The 19,659-nt window shown below is 72.4% G+C and carries 15 protein-coding genes; 7 read left to right on the top strand and 8 right to left on the bottom strand.

The window, feature by feature from the left end:
* Positions 1 to 40: 40 nt before the first annotated feature.
* Positions 41 to 1,447, bottom strand: a complete 1,407-nt coding sequence (locus CBOVI_RS08045) for an RbtT/DalT/CsbX family MFS transporter (RefSeq protein ID WP_010270748.1) — start codon at positions 1,445 to 1,447, stop codon at positions 41 to 43.
* Between the two features lie 187 nt (positions 1,448 to 1,634).
* Here CBOVI_RS08045 and CBOVI_RS08040 point away from each other — a divergent pair, with 187 nt between their 5' ends.
* Entirely contained in the window at positions 1,635 to 2,495 is an 861-nt protein-coding gene (locus CBOVI_RS08040; protein ID WP_010270744.1) for a DeoR/GlpR family DNA-binding transcription regulator, read from the top strand.
* On the top strand, positions 2,492 to 3,871 hold the full coding sequence (xylB, locus tag CBOVI_RS08035; RefSeq protein WP_010270741.1) for a xylulokinase: 1,380 nt from the start codon (positions 2,492 to 2,494) through the stop codon (positions 3,869 to 3,871). Before CBOVI_RS08040 ends, xylB begins: the two co-directional genes overlap by 4 nt.
* Positions 3,872 to 3,891: 20 nt before the next feature.
* On the opposite strand, the gene CBOVI_RS08030 is transcribed toward xylB, so the two are convergent.
* The 3 genes from CBOVI_RS08030 to pgi are packed head-to-tail and all read right to left on the bottom strand — an operon-like array spanning position 3,892 to position 7,485.
* Positions 3,892 to 4,617 carry a glucosamine-6-phosphate deaminase gene (locus CBOVI_RS08030; RefSeq protein WP_010270737.1) on the bottom strand — a complete coding sequence of 242 codons (726 nt, stop codon included), beginning with the start codon at positions 4,615 to 4,617 and terminating at the stop codon, positions 3,892 to 3,894.
* Between the two features lie 4 nt (positions 4,618 to 4,621).
* Entirely contained in the window at positions 4,622 to 5,776 is a 1,155-nt protein-coding gene (locus tag CBOVI_RS08025) for an N-acetylglucosamine-6-phosphate deacetylase (RefSeq protein ID WP_010270734.1), read from the bottom strand.
* Between the two features lie 2 nt (positions 5,777 to 5,778).
* Complete coding sequence (gene pgi, locus CBOVI_RS08020) at positions 5,779 to 7,485, bottom strand: glucose-6-phosphate isomerase (protein WP_029157926.1); 1,707 nt, start codon at positions 7,483 to 7,485, stop codon at positions 5,779 to 5,781.
* Between the two features lie 342 nt (positions 7,486 to 7,827).
* Here pgi and CBOVI_RS08015 point away from each other — a divergent pair, with 342 nt between their 5' ends.
* Positions 7,828 to 9,315, top strand: a complete 1,488-nt coding sequence (locus CBOVI_RS08015) for an NAD-dependent succinate-semialdehyde dehydrogenase (protein ID WP_010266668.1) — start codon at positions 7,828 to 7,830, stop codon at positions 9,313 to 9,315.
* On the opposite strand, the gene hisN is transcribed toward CBOVI_RS08015, so the two are convergent.
* Both hisN and CBOVI_RS08005 read right to left on the bottom strand, forming a co-directional pair.
* Entirely contained in the window at positions 9,300 to 10,115 is an 816-nt protein-coding gene (hisN, locus tag CBOVI_RS08010; protein WP_010266673.1) for a histidinol-phosphatase, read from the bottom strand. The genes CBOVI_RS08015 and hisN overlap by 16 nt on opposite strands.
* A 58-nt stretch (positions 10,116 to 10,173) precedes the next feature.
* Positions 10,174 to 11,040 (bottom strand): inositol monophosphatase family protein, encoded by an 867-nt coding sequence (locus CBOVI_RS08005; RefSeq protein WP_010266676.1) that lies wholly within the window; start codon positions 11,038 to 11,040, stop codon positions 10,174 to 10,176.
* 63 nt (positions 11,041 to 11,103) lie between these two features.
* Between CBOVI_RS08005 and prfB the strand changes: the two genes are divergently transcribed.
* A complete protein-coding gene (gene prfB, locus CBOVI_RS08000) occupies positions 11,104 to 12,225 on the top strand; it encodes a peptide chain release factor 2 (protein WP_010266678.1) in 1,122 nt (373 codons plus the stop codon).
* Here the strand turns inward: prfB and CBOVI_RS07995 are convergent.
* The gene (locus tag CBOVI_RS07995) at positions 12,215 to 15,691 is read right to left on the bottom strand and encodes a proline dehydrogenase family protein (protein WP_010266680.1); all 3,477 of its coding nucleotides are present in this window, start codon (positions 15,689 to 15,691) and stop codon (positions 12,215 to 12,217) included. The two genes, prfB and CBOVI_RS07995, sit on opposite strands and share 11 nt — an antisense overlap.
* Positions 15,692 to 15,794: 103 nt before the next feature.
* The gene (locus CBOVI_RS07990; protein ID WP_010266682.1) at positions 15,795 to 17,417 is read right to left on the bottom strand and encodes an AbgT family transporter; all 1,623 of its coding nucleotides are present in this window, start codon (positions 17,415 to 17,417) and stop codon (positions 15,795 to 15,797) included.
* Between the two features lie 130 nt (positions 17,418 to 17,547).
* Here CBOVI_RS07990 and ftsE point away from each other — a divergent pair, with 130 nt between their 5' ends.
* The 3 genes from ftsE to smpB are packed head-to-tail and all read left to right on the top strand — an operon-like array spanning position 17,548 to position 19,659.
* A complete protein-coding gene (gene ftsE, locus CBOVI_RS07985) occupies positions 17,548 to 18,237 on the top strand; it encodes a cell division ATP-binding protein FtsE (protein WP_010266685.1) in 690 nt (229 codons plus the stop codon).
* Between the two features lie 9 nt (positions 18,238 to 18,246).
* Entirely contained in the window at positions 18,247 to 19,149 is a 903-nt protein-coding gene (gene ftsX / locus CBOVI_RS07980) for a permease-like cell division protein FtsX (protein WP_029157761.1), read from the top strand.
* Positions 19,150 to 19,170: 21 nt separating this feature from the next.
* Positions 19,171 to 19,659 carry an SsrA-binding protein SmpB gene (gene smpB / locus CBOVI_RS07975; protein WP_010266691.1) on the top strand — a complete coding sequence of 163 codons (489 nt, stop codon included), beginning with the start codon at positions 19,171 to 19,173 and terminating at the stop codon, positions 19,657 to 19,659.

Here is a 19,659-nt window from a genome sequence, read left to right as displayed (position 1 = left end):
GGGGTCGGGGGCGGGTGGGTGAGGGGTCAGGGTCGGGGTGTCAGGGGGTGGGGGACGACGCCGCGCTGCGCGTCCCCGGCCCGGTCGCGCCGTCCGGTGCGGCGGAGGCCGGGGCGTCGGCGGCGGGGACGCCGTCGAACCCCGGCTGCGTCCCGCGGAGTGCCAGGCACAGCACCGCGGCGACGAGGTACAGGCCCACCATGACGACGGTGAGACCCGTCGCCCCGATGAGCGGGTGGAGGACGGCGACGAGCAACGGCCCCACGGCGACGGCCGCACCGACGCCGAGGTTGTACGTCGACATCGCCGCCCCCGGGTGGCCCGGGTCGAGGGACACCGCGATGGCGGACAGCGGGACGTAGCCCGCCAGCGAGACGCCGAAGAGCGCGCCGCACACCAGGGTCACGCCGAAGACCAGACCGTCCGGGAGGCCGAGCGACCGGCCGGCCAACGGGGCGGCGTAGAGCAGCGCGAGGGTCACGGCGCAGGCGACGGCGCCGGCCCAGAACATCGTCCGCGCCCAGCCCAGGCGGTCGCCGAGCCGGCCGTAGAAGGGGTTGAACGGGAGGTTCACGGCGTAGATGACCGTCGTGAGGATGAGGAAGCGGCCGAGCGGCCAGTGCAGGGTCCCGGTGACGTGCGCGGGGAAGTACACCGCCATCGCGTACGTCGGCACCGAGTTGATGGTGCGGATGTACGTGACGTACCGGGCCCGGCGGTCGTCGCGCAGCAGGCGCAGCCCGCGGGTGACGGTGGCGAGGACGTCACCGGGGTTGTCGACGAGCGGCCGGCGGCCCCGGCGTTCGCGCACGCCGACGAGGGCGGTGAGCGACCCGAGGACGACGAGCCCGAGGGAGATCCACAGCGTCCCGTAGAACGTGAGGTCCAGCACGGACAGGGAGACGGTCGCGACGAGCGCGCCGAGGGTCGGCAGCCCGGCGGAGAAGGCGACGTAGAACCATCCCACGCCGGTCGCCCGGTCCTCCGGCGGGGCGACGGCGCTGATCCAGACGAGGAACCCGTAGGCGAACAGCGGGTACCCGAAACCGCGGAGGCCGTAGGTGAGGACGATGAGCCAGCCGGTGTCCGTCGTGAGGGCCAGGCCCAGGAACAGCAGCTCGAGGACGATCCACACGGTCGCGCCGAGGACCATCACGCGGCGCGGCCCCCACAGGTCGGACAGGGCGGCGGCGATGAACGCGGCGACGGCGACCGCGACGCCGTAGACGGTGACGAGGCGTCCGACGACGGCGACGTCCATGCCGTGCTCGCCGCTGAGGAAGGGTTCGAGGATGTTGGTCTCGACGCCGTCGCCGATCATGAACAGGGTGAGCCCGACGAAACCCCAGATGAGCGGGCGGGGGATCCCCAGGCGGCGGAGGATGCCGGGGGACGACGGTGCGGACGTCGCTGCGGACGCCGGTGCGTCGGAGGGCCGGTCGGTCATGGGGCGGGTCCTTCGTGGTGGGGCCGGGACCCGTGGGGGTCGGGGCGGGAGGTCGGTGGTCGGGGAGAGCCGGTACGGGACAGTGACCGTGTCAATATAACGCCGGAATGTGAGAAAGTCACCGTTTCTGACAGACAGGTGTGATGAACGGCCGGGGATTCACACCCCGTTGTGCTACCGTGAGCCCATGTCACGCACCGGCGGGCACACCGACCCGCGCCCCGAGCGGCGGCCGGAGAAGCGCCGCGAGCAGATCGTCGCCTACGTCACCCGGCACGGCACCGCCCGCGTCGAGGACCTCGCCCGCCTCCTCGACGTCAGCCACATGACGGTCCACCGCGACCTCGACGTCCTCGCCGCCGACCACCTCCTCGAACGCATCCGCGGCGGCGCGGCGGCGGTCAGCCCCTCCATGAGCGAACTCGGCGTCGGCCAACGCCGCCGCCTCCGCCGGGAGACGAAGGCCGCCCTCTGCGCCTACGCCGCGACCCTCGTCGACGCGGGGGCCGTCGTCGCCGTCGACGACTCGACGACCCTCGAACCGATCATCGGCCCGCTCCAGGACCGCGACCCGTCGACCCTCATCACCCACTCCCTCGCGGCGATGGCCGCGCACCGCGACCGCACCGGGGCGGCCACCATCAGGCTCATCGGCTGCGGCGGCCGCTACTTCCCGGAGACGGACTCCTTCCTCGGCGCGGACACCGTCCGTCAGCTCCGCCACCTCTCCGCCGACGTCTCCTTCGTCTCGACGACCTCCGTGCGCCCCACGCCCGGCGGCGCCGCCCTGTTCCACCCCGACGGCGAGGCCGCCGAGACGAAACGCGCGGTCATCGACGTCGGCCGCGTGCGGGTCCTCGTCGTCGACGCGACGAAGGTCGACGCCCCCGGGGTGTTCCACGTCGCCGACCTCGCGGAGTTCCACCACATCGTCACCGACGCGGACACCACCCCGGACCAGCGGGAACTCCTCGCCGCGTCCGGCGCGACGGTCCACGTCGTCGGGGCCGACGGGACCGCCCGCCCGGCGGAGGGGGAGGCGTCGTGACCCTCGTCCTCGGCGTCGACAGTTCGACCCAGTCCTGCAAGGCCCTCCTCGTCGACGCCGACACCGGCCGGGTCGTCGACGAGGGACGCGCCCCCCACCCCGACGGCACCGAGGTCGACCCCGAGGCCTGGGCCACCGCCCTCGACACCGCGACCGCCGGGCTCCTCGACCGGGCGGAGGCCGTCGCCGTCGCCGGGCAGCAGCACGGCATGGTCGCCCTCGACGCCGCGGGCGACGTCGTCCGGCCGGCACTGCTGTGGAACGACACCCGGTCGGCCCGGGCGGCCGACACCCTCGTCGACGAACTCGGCGGCGTCCGGGCCTGCGCGGAGCTCACCGGCAGCCGGTACGTGGCCTCCTTCACCGTCACCAAGCTGCGGTGGATGCGGGATCACGAGCCGGACAACGCCGCCCGCACGGCGAGCGTCCTCCTGCCCCACGACTTCCTCACCTGGCACCTCGCCGGCCGGGGGTCCGCGCCCGTGACGACCGACCACGGTGAAGCCTCCGGCACCGGCTACTACAGCACCCGGGACCGGTGCTGGCTGCCCGACGTCGTCCGGCTGGCCCTCGGTCACGACGTCGCCCTGCCCCGCCTGGCCGGGCCGGACGAACGCGTCGGGGTCACCCCCGGCGGGGCGGTCATCGCGCCGGGCACCGGCGACAACCAGGGCGCGGCGCTCGGCCTCGGGCTCGACGTCGGTGACGTGTGCGTCTCCGTCGGCACCTCCGGGGTCGCCTCCGCCGTGGCCCCGACGAGCGTGCACGACCCGACGGGCGTCGTCGCCGGCTTCGCCGACGCCACCGGGCGGCACCTGCCCCTCGTCGCCACGCTCAACGCCGCCCGCGTCCTCGACCTCGGCCGGCGCCTCCTCGGCGTCGGGTGGGAGGAGTTCGACCGGCTCGCCCTCGCCGCCCCGCCGGGCGCGGGCGGGCTCGTCCTCCAGCCGTACCTCGACGGGGAACGCACCCCGAACCGGCCCGACGCCACCGGGCTGCTCCACGGCCTGACGACCGCGACGTCGCGGGAGGACCTCGCGCGCGCGACGGTCGAGGGGCTGTTGTGCTCCCTCGGCGACGCCGTCCGCGCGGTCGTCGACGCCACCGGCGTCCCGGCCCGGCGGATCCTCCTCATCGGCGGCGGTGCCCGGTCGGCGGCCGTGCAGGCGCTCGCCCCCGCCGTGTTCGGCACGGACGTCACGGTCCCCGCCCCCGCGGAGTACGTCGCCCTCGGTGCGGCCCGCCAGGCGGCGTGGGCCCTGCGCGGCGACCTGCCCGCCTGGGAGGTCCCCGGCAGCGAGCCGGTCTCCGCGCCCCACGACACCGCGACGGTCCGGGCCTACGCCCGCCTCCGGGACGCCACCGCCGACTGGTAGCCCGGCGCCCGCTCCGGCGCTCACCCCAGCCCGGCGGCCGCCTCCGCGTCGAGGACGACCGTCGCCCGCGGGTGGAGCTGGAGCACCGACGCCGGGCACGTCGTCGTCACCGGCCCCCCGACGAGCGCGGCGACCGGCCCCGCCTTCGCCGCCCCCGTCGCGAGGAGCAGCAGGTGCCCGGCGCGGAGGATCGTCCCCAGCCCCTGGGTGAGCACGTGGCGGGGGACGGCGTCCTCGCTGCCGAAGAACCGGGCGTTGTCGCGGACGGTCTGCGGGTGGAGGGTCGTCGGCCGGGTGGGGGAGTCCAGCGCGCTGCCGGGTTCGTTGAAGCCGATGTGCCCGTCGGTGCCGACGCCGAGGAGCTGCACGTCCACGCCCTGCGCGGTGACCTCCCGGTCGTAGCGGGCGCACTCGGCGTCGAGGTCGGCGGCGGTGCCGTCGGGGGAGTGGACGGCGGCGTCGGGGATGTCGACGTGCGCGGTGAACTCCCGGCGGATCGTCGCGTGGTAGGACTGCGGGTGCGCGGCCGGCAGGCCGACGTACTCGTCGAGGAGGTACGCCCGGCACCGGGCGAAGCGCAGCCCCTCCTCCCGGTGGCGGCGGATGAGCTCCCGGTAGGTCGGCAGCGGCGTCGACCCCGTCGCGAGGCCCAGCACCGGCCGCTCCGCCCCGGTGACGTGCGCGGCGACGATGTCCGCCGCGGTCACCGCGACGTCCGCCGGGGTCCGTTCCACGATGATCTCCATGCCGTCACCCCTCCTCCCCGCGACCGGGGTCGACGGGGGTGTGTTCGTGGTCGCCGTCGACGGTGCACCGCACGGTGAGGTCGGGTCGGAGGACGACGAAGGCCGCCGCGTCCCCCACGCCGAGGCCGCCCCGGGCCGGGCGGCCGGTCGCCCGGGCGAGCACCTCCGGCGCCCGCGTGGACGTCACCGCCGCCACCTCACCCGGCGGGCGCCCCCGGTGGAGGTGCCGGCGGGCCTGGTCGGCGAGCGTCGTCGTCCCCCCGGCGAGGGCCCCGCCCGGCACCCGGGCGACACCCCCGGTGACGGTGACGTCGAGCGACCCGAGGACGTACCGGCCGTCCGGGCGGCCCGCGGCCTCCATCGCGTCGCTGACGAGGTACGCCCGGTCGGAGGCGGCGAGGACGAGGTCGACGGTCGCGTCGGCGAGGTGCACCCCGTCGCCGATGAGCTCCAGGCCCGCCACCCCGGCCGTGAGCAGGGCGGCGACCGGGCCGGGGTCCCGGTGGTGGAGCGGGGGCATGGCGTTGAACAGGTGCGTCGCGGTGACGGTCACGCCCCGGGCGTGGGCGGCGGCGACGGCGGCGGCCGTCCGCGCGGCGTCGGCGTCGGTGTGGCCGAACCCGGCGATGACGTGGTGCTCCGCGCAGAGGTCCAGCAGGTCGTCGAGGTGGGCGGTCTCCGGGGCGAGGGTGAGCTGCCGGACCGTCCCGCGCCCGGCCCGGAGGAGCCGCCGGAGCAGCGTCGGGTCCCCCTCCCTGACCCACGCCGGGTCCTGGGCCCCGCACCGGGCGGCGGCGAGGAACGGCCCCTCGAGGTGCACCCCGGCGACGAGCCCCTCCGCGGTCGCGTCGGCGAGGAGCGCGACCTGCGACAGCAGCGGCCCCTCCGCGGCGGAGACGGTCGAGGCGAGCAGGGTCGTCGTCCCCCGGTCCCGGTGGTGGCGGGCGGCCCGGCGCACCGCGGCCTCGTCCCCGGTGGGGAACGCGCCCCCGGCCGCGCCGTGGCAGTGCAGGTCGGTGAACCCCGGGAGGATGAGGTCCCCCTCCGCCGGCGGGTCGGGGTCGGGGTCGACGGACGTCACCCGCCCGTCGACGACCGTGACGGTCACCGCGCCGAGATCGCGGGCGCCGTCGTGCGCGCGCCCCCGGTACCGCCGCACGGTTACCTGCCGGACTTCTCCCGGCGCGACCGGTAGAAGCTCACCAGCGCGTCCGTCGACCCGTCCCCGGAGTCCGCGTGCGTGCGTCCGGTCACCGCGGGCAGCAGGTCACTGGCCTGCTGCTTGCCCAGCTCCACACCCCACTGGTCGAAGCTGTTGATGCCCCACACGACGCCCTGGACGAAGACGACGTGCTCGTAGAGGGCGATGAGCGCCCCGACCGTGCGGGGGGTCAGCCGGTCGGCGAGGATCGTCGTGCTCGGCCGGTTGCCCGGCATGACCTTGTGCGGCACGAGCGACTCCGGCACCCCGGCCTCGCGCAGCTCGTCGGCGGTGCGGCCGAAGGCGAGGACGCGGGTCTGGGCGAAGAAGTTCGACATGAGCATGTCGTGCATCCCCGTCTCCCCGTCGGGGGCGGCGACGTCCTCGACCGGGTTGACGAACCCGATGAAGTCGGCGGGGATGAGGTGCGTGCCCTGGTGCATGAGCTGGTAGAACGCGTGCTGGCCGTTCGTGCCCGGCTCACCCCAGTAGATCTCGCCCGTCGTCGTCTGCACCGGCGTGCCGTCGACCATGACCGACTTGCCGTTGGACTCCATCGTCAGCTGCTGGAGGTACGCGGGGAACCGGGCGAGGTCGTCGGAGTACGGGAGGACGGCGTGGGTCTGCGCGCCGAGGATGTCCGTGTACCACACGCCGAACAGGCCCATAAGGGTCGGGACGTTGAACTCCATCGGCTCGGAGTAGAAGTGGTTGTCCACGTCGTGGAACCCGTCGACGAAGTCCATGAAGTTCTGCGGGCCGACCGCGATCATGATCGACAGGCCGATCGCCGAGTCCACGGAGTAGCGGCCCCCGACCCAGTCCCAGAACCCGAACATGTTCCGGGTGTCGATGCCGAACTCCGCGACCTTCTCCGTCGCGGTGGACACGGCGACGAAGTGCTTCGCCGTCGCGTCCCGGACGGCGTCGTCCCCCGCGTCGGTGAGGCCGAGGCCGTCGAGGAGCCAGCGGCGGGCCGCGTGGGCGTTCGCGAGCGTCTCGGACGTCGTGAACGTCTTCGACGCGATGATGAACAGGGTCGTCCGCGGGTCGAGCCCGTCGAGGGTGCCGACGAGGTCCGCCGGGTCGACGTTCGAGATGAAGTGCGGGGTGATGCCGGCGGTCCGGTACGCCCGCAGCGCCTGGCAGACCATCTTCGGCCCGAGGTCGGAGCCGCCGATGCCGATGTTCACGACGTCGGTGATCGTCTCGCCCGTCGCCCCGAGCCACGACCCGGACCGCACGGCCGTCGCGACGTCCCGCATCCGGCCGAGCACGGCGTGCACGTCCTCGGCGACGTCCTGGCCCGCGCCCGGCGTGCCGTCGTCCCCCGGCAGCCGGAAGTCCCGCTCGACGGGCAGCCGCAACGCGGTGTGCAGCACCGAGCGGTCCTCGGTGACGTTGATCCGGCGGCCGGAGAACATCGCCTGCCGGTAGTCCTCCAGCCCCTTCGCGCGCGCGACGTCGATGAGGAGCTGGACGGCGTGCTCGTCGATGAGGTTCTTCGACAGGTCGACGTGGAGCGGGCCGACGTCGAACGTGAGGTCGCCCGCCCGGCCCGGCTGCTCGGCGAAGAGGGTGCGCAGGTCCGTGCCCTTGAACTTCGTGGCGTACTCCAGGAGGGCGTGCCACTCGGGGGTGCGGGTCACGGGGGAGGGGTTCGGCACCTCGAACGCGAGGGCGTCCGCCGCGGTGACCGCTCCTGCGTCCTGCCCGGCCTGTCCTGGATTCTCGCTCACTGGCCCTCACTCACCTTCCGACGGCGTCTCTCGTTGGTCTGTCCGGTCTGTCCGGTCCGTTCCGGCCGTGGGACGGCCGCGGTTGTGCACACCACGGTAACGGAAAACCGTGCCCCGGGGCAGGGGGGACGGCCGGTGACCACCGGGGTGGGTGGGCTGCACGGCGGCCGGGGGCCGGGGCAGGGACGGGCGGGGGCCGGGGAGGGGGTCGACGGACCCCGCGGCGTCCGGCGCCGGCGGCGGGCGGCCGGCCGGTGGCAGAGTGGACCCATGACGACCTTCACCACCACCCTCACCGCCGCCGACCGCACGGTCACCGTCCCCACGGGCCTGTTCCTCGGGGGCTCGTTCCGGGCGGGCTCGGACGGCGAGACGTTCACCGTCACCGACCCCGCCACCGCCCGCCCCCTCGTCGACGTCGCCTCCGCGACGGAGGCCGACGCCCGCGAGGCCCTCGACGTCGCCTGCGACGTCGCCGACGACTGGGCCGCGACCCCCGCCCGCGACCGCGCGGAGATCCTCCGCCGCCTCTTCGAGTCCGTCACCGCCCACGGCGACGACCTCACCGTCCTCCAGTCCCTCGAGATGGGCCGGGCCCTGCCGGACTCCCGGTCCGAGGTCGCGTACGGCGCGGAGTTCTTCCGCTGGTTCTCCGAGCGCGCGGCGTCGGTCCGCGGCGACTACCGCCACGCCCCCTCCGGCTCCGGCCGCATCATCACCCACCACCGCCCCGTCGGCCCGGTCCTCGCCATCACCCCGTGGAACTTCCCGCTGGCGATGGCGACCCGGAAGATCGCCCCGGCCCTCGCCGCGGGCTGCCCGATCATCCTCAAGCCCGCCCAGCTCACGCCCCTGACGATGCTCTACCTCGCGGACCTCGCCCGGGAGGCCGGCGTGCCGGACGGGGTCCTCCAGGTCCTGCCCACCCACGAGGCCCGGCGCGTGTCGTCGCTGCTCGGCGACCCGTGGCTGCGCAAGCTCACGTTCACCGGGTCGACCGCCGTCGGCCAGGCGCTCGCGAAGACCGCCGCGGAGACGACGGTCCGCACGTCCCTCGAACTCGGCGGCAACGCGCCGTTCATCGTCCTGTCCCACGCGGACGTCACGGCCGCCGCGGAGGCGGCGGTGGCGTCGAAGATGCGCAACGGCGGCGAGGTGTGCATCGCCTCGAACCGGTTCATCGTCCACGAGGCCCTCGCCCCGGCGTTCACCCGCGCGGTGACGGAGCGGATGGCGGGCTACGTCATGGGCCCCGGCACGGACCCGGCGACCACGCTCGGGCCCATGGTGTCGGCCGAGCAGCGTGACGGCATCGCCGACCTCGTCGACACCGCCCTCGACGAGGGGGCCACGGCCGTCCTCGGCGGGGAGCGGGTGACCACCGCGGAGGGGGCCGTCGACCCCGCCGGGTTCTACTACCCGGCGACGGTCCTCACCGGGGTGGAGCCGGACTCGACGATCGCGAACACGGAGATCTTCGGCCCCGTCCTGCCCGTCCAGACGGTCGCGAGCGACGAGGAGGCCGTCCGCGTCGCCAACGACACCCCCTTCGGCCTCGCCGCGTACGTCTTCGGTGAGCGCTTCCCCGAGACCCTCGACGTCGCCGAGTCCGTGCAGGCCGGGATGGTCGGCGTGAACCGCGGGGTGATCTCCGACGCGGCGGCCCCCTTCGGCGGGGTCAAGCAGTCCGGGATCGGCCGCGAGGGCGGCTTCGAGGGGATCGACGAGTACCTCGAGACGGTCTACCTGGCGCTCTGACCGAGGGCGCCGAGCACGGCGTCGTGGAGGAGCCCGTTCGTCGCGACGGCCGAGCCGTGCCCGGGGCCGTCCTCCCCGTCGACCGAGGTGAACCGGCCGCCGGCCTCGCGGACGAGCACGTCGAGCGCCGCGAGGTCCCACAGGGAGACCTCCGGCTCGGCGGCGATGTCCACGGCCCCCTCGGCGACCATGCAGTAGGACCAGAAGTCCCCGAAGCCGCGCAGCCGCCACGTCCGGTCGCCGAGGGCGACGAGCTGCTCCCGGCGGCCGATCTTCTCCCAGCCGAGGAGGCTGGAGATGCTCAGCGAGGCGTCCGCGACGTCCTTCACGCCGGAGACCTCGAGCCGCGACGGGCCGGAGTCGAGCGAGCCGACGGACGTGTCCCGCCACGCGCCCATCCCGGCGGCGGCCCACCAGCGGCGGCCGAGGGCCGGGGCGGAGACGACGCCCACGGTGGCGACCCCGTCGACGAGCAGGCCGATGAGCGTCGCCCACACGGGCACGCCCCGGACGAAGTTCTTCGTGCCGTCGATGGGGTCGATGACCCACTGGCGGCCGACCTTCTCGACGTCGCCGCCGAACTCCTCGCCGAGGATCGCGTCGTCCGGGCGGTGGGCCTCGAGGAGCCGGCGCAGTTCCCGCTCGGTCGCGGTGTCCGCGTCGGAGACGGGGGAGAGGTCCGGCTTCGTCTCCACCTTCAGGTCGGCCGCCTCGAAGCGGTTCATCGTGATGGTGTCCGCCGTCGACGCGAGCGACAGCGCGAGGGTGAGGTCGTCGGACACCGGGATGGTGTTGGTCACGGTTGTCTCCTTCGGTGATGCGGAGGGTGGTGCGGAGGGTGAGGGGAGGGGGTGGGGGTCAGGAGTGCCGGGTGAGGGTGTCGACGACGGCGTCGACGGCGGTCGGGGCGCCGGCGACGGACCACTGCCGGCCGGCGGCGGTGACGCGGCGGCACACACCCCCGGCCCCCTCGACGAGGGCCTTGCCGGGCAGCCAGTCCCACGACTTCACGGAGGCCTGGAGCCAGCAGCCGGTGTGCCCGTCGGCGACGTCACCGAGGTCGACGGACGCCGCGCCGAGCATCCGCCACGTCGCGAACTGCTCCACGCAGGCGACCCAGGGGTCGCGGACCGCGGGCACGGTCATGTCGGCGGGGCGGAGGTACCCGCCGAGGCACGTCTCCCCGGCGGCGACGTCGGGCACGGTCAACCGCCGGTCGTCGCGGGTCGTGGGGTGGTCGGGCCCGCCGAACCACGTGTAGCCCATCGCCGGGCGGTGGACGGCCCCGAGGAGGAGCCGGCCGCCGCGGTCGTCGGCGACCTCGTCCGGGTCCCCGTCGACGAGGGCGAGGGCCGAGCACCAGTAGTCCGACCCCGTCGTGAAGTTGTACGTCCCGTCGACGGGGTCGATGACCCACACCCGGCCCGAGGCGGACGGGGAGGCCGCCCCCTCCTCCCCGAGGAGGCCGTCGTCCGGGCGCAGCGCGCGCAACGCCCCGGCGACGAACCCCTCGGCCGCCCGGTCCGCGGCGGTCACCACGTCCGAGACGCTGGTCTTGTACTCGGTGGTGAGGCCGGCCTCCCGCATGCGCCAGGCGAGGCGGCCCGCGTTGTAGACCAGGGCGCGGGCCAGCCGGTCGTCCGGGTCGTCCGCGTGGGAGATGACGAAGGTCTTCGTGATCGCGTCGATCATCTCCTGCGGGATCGGCTCGTGGGGTTCGCTCATGCCACCATTGTGCACCGGGTCTGCCCGGGATGCAGTCCGGACCTCCGGGTAAACTCGTCCACCATGCACCCGGACGTTAGCTCAGACCTGGCCGACCTCGACTCCACGCTCACGACCATCGAGAAGGTCCTCGACCTCGATGAGCTGTCCAGCCGCGTCCGTGAGCTGGAGGATCAGGCGGCCGACCCCACCCTGTGGGACGACCCCGACCACGCCCAGACCGTGACGAGCCGGCTGAGCCACACCCAGGCGACCCTCCGGAAGGTCACGGGCCTGCGGCAACGCCTCGACGACCTGCCGGTCATGTACGACATGGCGGAGGAGGCCGACGCCGAGGAGGCGCAGGAGGCGACCGAGCTCGCCGACGCCGAGCGGGCGGAACTCCGCGCGGAGATCGAGTCCCTCGAGGTGACGACGATGCTCTCCGGGGAGTACGACTCCCGCGAGGCCGTCGTCACGATCCGCTCCGCCGCCGGCGGGGTCGACGCCGCCGATTGGGCGGAGATGCTCATGCGGATGTACACCCGCTGGGCGGAGAAGCACGGCCACAAGGTCGAGGTCTACGACATCTCCTACGCGGAGGAGGCCGGCATCAAGTCCGGCACGTTCGTCGTCCACGGGGAGTACATGTACGGCGAGCTGTCCGTCGAGCAGGGCACGCACCGCCTCGTGCGGATCAGCCCGTTCGACAACCAGGGCCGGCGGCAGACGTCCTTCGCCGAGGTCGAGGTCCTGCCCGTCGTCGAGCAGACGGACCACATCGACATCGACGAGAACGAGGTGCGCGTCGACGTCTACCGGTCGTCGGGCCCCGGCGGGCAGTCGGTCAACACGACCGACTCGGCGGTGCGGCTCACGCACGTCCCCACGGGCATCGTCGTGACCTGCCAGAACGAGAAGTCCCAGATCCAGAACAAGGCCTCCGCCATGCGGGTGCTCCAGGCGAAGCTCCTCGAGCGCAAGCGCCGGGAGGAGGAGGCCGAGCTCGACGCCCTCCGCGGCGACGGCTCGAACTCGTGGGGCAACCAGATGCGCTCCTACGTCCTGCACCCCTACCAGATGGTCAAGGACCTGCGGACGAACTACGAGGTCAACGACCCGTCGAAGGTTCTCGACGGGGACATCGACGGCCTGCTCGAGGCCGGCATCCGGTGGCGCATGGCCCAGAGCCAGGCTACGGAGTGAGCCCGTGGATGTAGCCGAAGCGGTGCTCCGTCGTCGACACGGCCTGTTCCAGCAGGAACGGCAGGAGCTCGCGGCGGCCGTCCGGCAGGACGTCCTGGTCGAGGATGACGCTGCCTGACTCGACGGCGGCCTCGTACAGCCCGTCCGGGGCGGTGCCCACGGCCCGGACCCGTGTCGACGGGGAGACGGCGACCGCGGCGGCGAACTCCTCGTCGGTGCACGTGCGGAACCGCATCCCCAGCTCGCCCATCGACGCGGCGGTCTCGACCGTCGAGGAGACGTCGATCTCCGTCCCGGTGATCGCGGCGGCGAGGTGGAGCCGCAGGACGTCCCGGGGCGCGGCGTCGGCGTGGACGCGGATGCGCAGGGGGGTGAGCAGCGGCCGGTAGCGGAAGACGTTCGACTCGGTGACGAGGGCGGTGTTGTCGTGCTCGACGCCGAACTCCGTCGACCAGGCGTGGGCGTCCGACTCGGCGGCGCGGCGCAGCCACTGGGTGTCCGCCGTCGACAGCACGGGGCTGCCGAGCCCGCGGAACTCACGGAGCAGCTGGGTGATGGTCGTCGGCAGCGTCCCGGGGACGAGGGAGTTGACGTCCCCCTCCCGCCACACGCCCTGCTGGGCGACGTAGTTCGGGCCGCCGGCCTTCGCCCCGCCGCCGATGGAGCTGTTCTTCCACCCGCCGAAGGACTGCCGCTGCACGATCGCGCCGGTGATGCCGCGTTCGACGTAGGCGTTCCCGACCTCGACGCGTTCCCGCCAGTACGCGGCCTCGTCGCGGTCGATCGTGTGGATGCCGCCGGTGAGGCCGAACCCGGTGGAGTTCTGCCACTCGATCGCCTCGTCGAGGTCACGGGCGTGCATGATCCCGGCGACCGGGCCGAAGCACTCGTGGGTGTGGAACCACGACCCCGGCTTCACCCCGTCGCGCAGGCCGGGGCTCCACAGGGTGCCGTCCGCGGAGAGCTTCCGCGGGGTGACGAGCCACCGTTCGCCCTTGTCGAGGCGGGTGAGGCCGCGCAGGAGCTTCTCCCCGGGCGGTTCGATGAGCCCGTTCATCCACGTCGACAGGTCGTTGCCGCGGCCGACGTGGATGCTGCGCACCGCGTCGACGAGCTGGTTCATGAACCGCTCGGACTCGCCCATGGACCCGACGGTGATGATGAGCGACGCGGCGGAGCACTTCTGCCCGGCGTGGCTGAAGGCCGAGCGGTAGATGTCCGCGACGGCGAGGTCCGGGTCGGCGGCGGGCGTGACGATGATCGCGTTCTTGCCCGACGTCTCGGCGTTGACGACCATGCGGGGCCGCCAGCCGCGGAAGAGCTTCGCCGTCTCGGAGGCGCCAGTGAGGATGACGCTCCCGACGTCCGGGTGGGAGATGAGGCGGCGGCCCGCGTCGCCCTCGTCGGCGTTGACGAGCTGGAGCATGTCTTCGGTGACCCCCGCCCCGCGGAGCACGTCGGTGAACTCCTCGGCGATGCGGAGGACCTGCGGCGCGGGCTTGAGGATGACGCAGCCGCCGGCGGCGAGGGCGGCGAAGCAGCCGCCCATCGGGATCGCGAGCGGGAAGTTCCACGGCGGGGTGACGACGACGCACCGGTACGGGTGGAACTCGCTGCCGGTGACGTGGTCGAGGGCGCGCGCGGACTCGGCGTAGTAGCGGGCGAAGTCGATGGCCTCGGAGACCTCGGCGTCGGTCTCGCCGACGGTCTTGCCGGCCTCGGCGACGGCGGCGGCGATGAGACGCCCGCGGTTGTCGGCGAGGGCGTCGGCGGCCCGGTCGAGGAGGGCGGCGCGCTCGGCGCCGCTGCGGCGGGCCCACTCCTCGCCGGCGGCGACGCAGCGGGCGACGTGGGCGTCGATCCGGTCGGGGTCGGTGACGACGGGGGTCTGCGCGGGGCCGGGGTCGCTGGCCGGGTCGACGATGCCACGGGCCCAGGCCCGGTTCGCGGGGAGGGAGGGGTCGGTGTCCGGTTCGTTGACGAAGTTGCCGGGGATGCCGTCGGAGCGGACGCCGCGGTGGTCCCGGGCCTCGGCGGTCCGGTCCTGGTCGCGCCGGGGCCCGGCGAAGGTCGTCCACCGGTCGCGGACGGAGTTGAGGAAGCGCTGCTCCTGGGCCTGCATCGGGGTCTGGCCGGTGTCGTCGTCGTCCTCGGGGGTGAACAGGGCGTAGAGGAAGTTCTGTTTCGCGCCGTTCTCCTCGAGCCGGCGGACGAGGTAGCTGACGGCGACGTCGAAGCTCTCCCTGCGCACGACGGGGGTGTAGAGGATGAGGTCGCCGGTGACCTCGCGGACGGCCTCGGCCTGGGCGGGGGCCATGCCCTGGAGCATCTCGACGTCGATCTGGTGCTCGACGTTCCGCGCGACGCTGAGTTCGTGGGCGAGGGCGACGTGGTAGAGGTTGTGCGACGCGACGCCGATGCGGATGTGGTCGGCGTGCTCGGGGCGGAGGACCCAGTCGAGGAGGCGCACGTAGTTCGCGTCGACCTCGGCCTTCGTGAGGTAGGGGGCCTGGGGCCAGTCGTGGAGTTCGGAGTCGACGCGCTCCATCGAGAGGTTCGCGCCCTTGACGATGCGCACCTTGATCGGCGCCCCGCCGCGGGCGACCCGGTCGCGGGCGAAGGCGGCGAGGTGGGTGAGGGCGTCGAAGGTGTCGGGGAGGTACGCCTGGAGGACGATGCCGGCCTCGAGGCCGCGGAACTCCTCCTCGTCGAGCAGTTCGGTGAACAGGCGGAGGGTGAGTTCGAGGTCCTTGTACTCCTCCATGTCCATGTTGATGAACGGGTGGGGGTCGCGGCGGAGGGCCTGCCGGTAGAGGGGGCGCAGCCGGTCCTTGAGGCGCTCCGTCGACCCGTCGAGGTCCCAGTGGTTGAGCTGGGACACGACGGCGGAGGCCTTCACCGACACGTAGTCGACGCGCGGGTTGCGGAGGAGGTCGGTGATGTCGTCGAGCCGTTTCTGCGCCTCGGCCTCGCCGAGGACGGCTTCGCCGAGCATGTTGAGGTTGAGGCGGAAGCCCCGGTTCCGGGCGTCGTCGAGCATCCGGTCGAGGGCGGCGGACTCGGCGTCGAGGACGAGGTGCCCGACGACGGCGCGGAGGTAGCGCCGGGCGACGGGCATGACGATGTTCGGGAGGAGGGGGGCGGCGACGGCGCCGACGGTGACGAGGACCGTGTCGAGCAGCCCGAGGAACGCCGGGGTGCGGGAGCCGGTGAGCGGGTGGGCGATCTTCGCGAACTCGCGGGCGGCGACCCGGTTGTCCTCGGGGCGGGCGACGCGGTCGACGAAGGCGAAGGTGAACTCGACGCCGTCGGGGTCGTGGACCATGGCGGCGAGTTGCTTCGTCGACGACGAGGTCTCCTCGACGGCGAGCCATTTCTCGGCCCGGTGGATGGCCTTCTGGACCGACGCCTCGACGTCGGTGGTGTCCGGTGGTGGTGTGTGTGCGTCCAGGTCGAAGGTGGTCACGTGCGCTCCGGTTTCGTGGGGTGGTGGTGATGACCGTGATGGTCCTTCATTTCACCCTACCGGCCTTTCCGGTACGCGCAGTGCTTGTTTTTTTTGGCGCTCGCTAGCCGGGGTAGCTCATCGGGGAGCCGGGGCCGAGCGGGATGCCGAGCGCCCACCAGACGACGAACGCGATGAACCAGCCGACGAGCATGCTCACCGAGAACGGGATGGCCAGCGACATGAGCGTCCCGACCCCGGCGGGCCGGTAGTAGCGCTGGAGGAACGTCAGCGCGAGGGCGAAGTACGGGCTCATCGGCGTGATGATGTTCGTCGGCGAGTCCCCGATGCGGTAGAGCATCTGCGTGGCCTCGGGGGAGACGCCGAGGTACATCATCATCGGCACGATGACGGGCGCCATGAGCGCCCACTGCGCGGAGCCGGACGTGATGAGCAGGTTGAGCACGGTCACGAGCAGCACGAACCCGGCGAAGAGCAGGACCGTCGGGAGGTGCCAGCTCTGCAGCAGCTCGGAGCCGCGGACGGCGAGCCACGAGCCGATGTTCGACCACTGGAACCATGCGAGGAACTGCGAGATCGCGAAGAACAGCACGAGCATCGGCAGGAGCGTGCGGATGCCCCGGGCCATCATCTCCGGCAGGTCCGACGCCGACCGCACCGTCCCCGTCACCGCCCCGTAGACGAGGCCGAGGAGGAAGAACCCGATGGCGATCGGCACCGCGACGTCCGAGATGAGCGGGCTGTCCATGATCGACCCGCCGGGCCCCCGCAGCGGTGAGCCGGGGATCGTGAGCAGCGCGGCGTACACGGCGGCGAGGATCAGCGCCGCGACGCCGGTGGCCGCGAGTCCCCGCACCTCGGTCCGGTCGAGCGCGAGGTCGGCGTGGAGGTCCTCCCGGGTCTTGTCCCGCTCCGCGCTGTCCCCGCTGCCCGCGGTGTTGCCCGGGGCGTTGGCGATGGACACCTCCTCGTAGCTGATCAGGTCGTGGTCGACGAGCTCGTGGGCCTTCCGGTCGACGAAGAGCTCGGTGACGGCGGTGATGATGCCCGCGAGGATGAACGACGAGACGACGACGAAGAAGTAGTTCGCCAGCGGGGAGACGGCGTAGCCGGGGTCGACGAGCTGCGCCGCCGAGGTGGAGATCCCGCCGAGGAGGACGTCGGTGACGTTGAGCACGAGGCTCGCGTTGAACCCGGCGGAGGAGGCCGCGAAGGCGACCATCGCGCCGACGATCGGGGAGCGGCCGAGTGCCCGGAAGGACATCGCGCCCAGCGGGATGAGGATGACGTACACCGCGTCGGACGCGACGGAGCCGGTGACCCCGGCGAGGGCGACGGCGAAGGTGAGCGTGCGGGGCCCGACCCTGGCGACCATCGCCCGGACGACCGCGCTGATGAGCCCGGAGTGTTCGGCGACGGCGACGCCGAGCATCACCGTGATGATGAGCCCGAGCGGCGGGAACGACGTGTAGTTCGTCACGGTCTCGGTGACGATCCGGGACAGCCCGTCCGACGAGAGCAGGTTCTCGATGTGGATGGTCTTGCCGGACTGCGGGTCGTCCGCGGAGAGTCCGGCGACGGACCCGATCCACGACAGGACGAGCACCACCCCGCCGAGGATGACGAACAGCCAGAACGGGTCGGGCAGGACGTTGCCCACCCGTTCGACGACGCCGAGGAACCCTGAGGGCCGGGCGGGACGTGATTCGCGGGAGTCCTTCGTCATGGGGGTCCTCCGTGGTGTGGCGCCAGTGACAGTAATCGTGCACGCTAGCACAGTCGGCGGGACATTCCCTGTCGAAACAAATGCCACATAAGGTTTCACCTGTCACAACTGTTTCGCTAGAGTAGCTGCCGTGATCACATTCGAGCACGTCACCAAGAGCTACCGGACGTCGACGCGCCCGGCGCTGTCGGACATCAGTGTGGAGATCGGCAAGGGCGAGTTCGTCTTCCTCATCGGCCCGTCGGGCTCGGGGAAGTCGACGTTCCTGCAGCTCATGCTCCGCGAGGAGGACGTCGACTCCGGCGACCTCCACGTCGCCGGCTACCACGTGAACACGATGCCGCGTCGGAAGGTCCCGCACCTGCGTCGTCGCATCGGGTACGTGTTCCAGGACTTCCGGCTGCTGCCGAAGAAGAACGTCTTCGACAACGTCGCCTTCGCCCTCGAGGTCATCGGGTCGTCCCGGTCGGACATCGTCGAGACGGTGCCGGAGGTGCTGCGTCTCGTGGGCCTGGAGGGCAAGGAGACGCGGATGCCGCACGAGTTGTCGGGTGGCGAGCAGCAGCGGGTGGCGATCGCCCGGGCGAGTGTGAACCGGCCGCTGGTCCTCCTGGCCGACGAGCCGACGGGCAACCTCGACCCAGACACGTCCTCGGAGATCATGCTGCTGCTCAACCGGATCAACGCCACGGGAACGACGGTCGTCATGTCGACGCACGACGACGTCGCCGTGGATTCGATGCGCAAGCGGGTCATCGAGTTGTCGAACGGGCGCGTGGTCCGTGACGACTCCCACGGTGTGTACGGCGTCGGCCGGTAAGGGGAGAGCATGAAAACGAGATTTGTCGTCCGGGAGGCCGTCGCCGGCCTCAGCCGTAACGCCACGATGACCGTCGCGATGATCATCACGACCGCGATCTCGCTCGCGCTGCTCGCGACGGGTGTCCTCATCACGACGATGACGAATGAGACGAAGGACATCTACCTCGACCGCATCGAGGTCATGATCCAGTTCGACGGTGACGTGTCGGCGAACGACCACGACTGCAGCTCGGACGAGTGCCGGGCCGTCAAGGAGAAGCTCGAGTCCGACGGCGGCGTGGAGCGGGTGACGTTCCGTAACCGTGAGCAGTCCTTCGACCGTTTCCGCCAGCTCTTCGGCCAGTCGGACCCGCAGCTGGTCGCCCAGACGTCGCCGGACGCGCTCCCGGCGGCGCTGCACGTGCGCCTCGCCGACCCGTTGACGACGGGCCCGGTCGACGCGGTGCGGGACATGCCGGGTGTCGCGACGGTCGTGGACCAGGGTGACGATCTGCGTGGGGCGACGCGCAACCTCGACGCGATCCGCAACGCGAGCTTCATCGTCGCCGCGATCCAGGCGGTGGCGGCGATCTTCCTCATTATGAACATGGTCCAGATCGCGGCGTTCACGCGGCGGCACGAGATCAGCATCATGCGGATGGTCGGCGCCTCCCGCTGGTACACGCAGGCCCCGTTCGTGCTCGAGGCGATCGTCGCCTCGGTCATCGGGTCGGTCATCGCGGTGGCGGGCATGTTCCTCGGCAAGGTGTTCGTGCTCGACCGGGCGTTGCGGGCGTTGTACGACTCGAACCTCATCGCGCGGATCACCAGTGCCGACATCTGGCTCGTCAGCCCGGTCATCGTCGTCGTCGGCGCGGTCGTCGCGGCGGTCACGGCGCAGATCACCCTCCGCTGGTACGTCAAGCGGTAGGGACGGTAGTACCGTGTCCCCATGTCCAAGGCACGGAAGAAGAACACCCGGCCCGTCGTCGCGACGAACCGGAAGGCTCGTCATGATTACACGATCCTCGACACCCTCGAGTGCGGCGTCGCGCTCGTCGGCACCGAGGTGAAGTCGTTGCGCGAGGGGAAGGCGTCGCTCGTCGACGCCTACGCGACGATCGACGACGGCGAGGTGTGGCTGAGGAACCTGCACATCCCGGAGTACTCCCACGGGACGTGGACGAACCATGCGCCGCGCCGGACGCGCAAGCTGCTGCTCCACCGCCGGGAGATCGACTCCCTCATGGGCAAGGTCCGCGACGGCAACAACACGCTCATCCCGCTGGAGCTGTACTTCGTCGACGGCCGGCTCAAGGTGGAGCTCGGACTTGCGCGGGGTAAGCAGGCGTACGACAAGCGCCAGGACATCAAGCGCCGCACGGAGGAGCGTGAGGTCACCCGCGAGCTGGGCCGTCGCGTCAAGGGCATCACGGGCTGA

The organism is Corynebacterium bovis DSM 20582 = CIP 54.80 (assembly GCF_030408615.1).
In the GTDB taxonomy this organism is placed as follows: domain Bacteria; phylum Actinomycetota; class Actinomycetes; order Mycobacteriales; family Mycobacteriaceae; genus Corynebacterium; species Corynebacterium bovis.
This window is presented reverse-complemented; position numbering and strand designations above follow the sequence as displayed.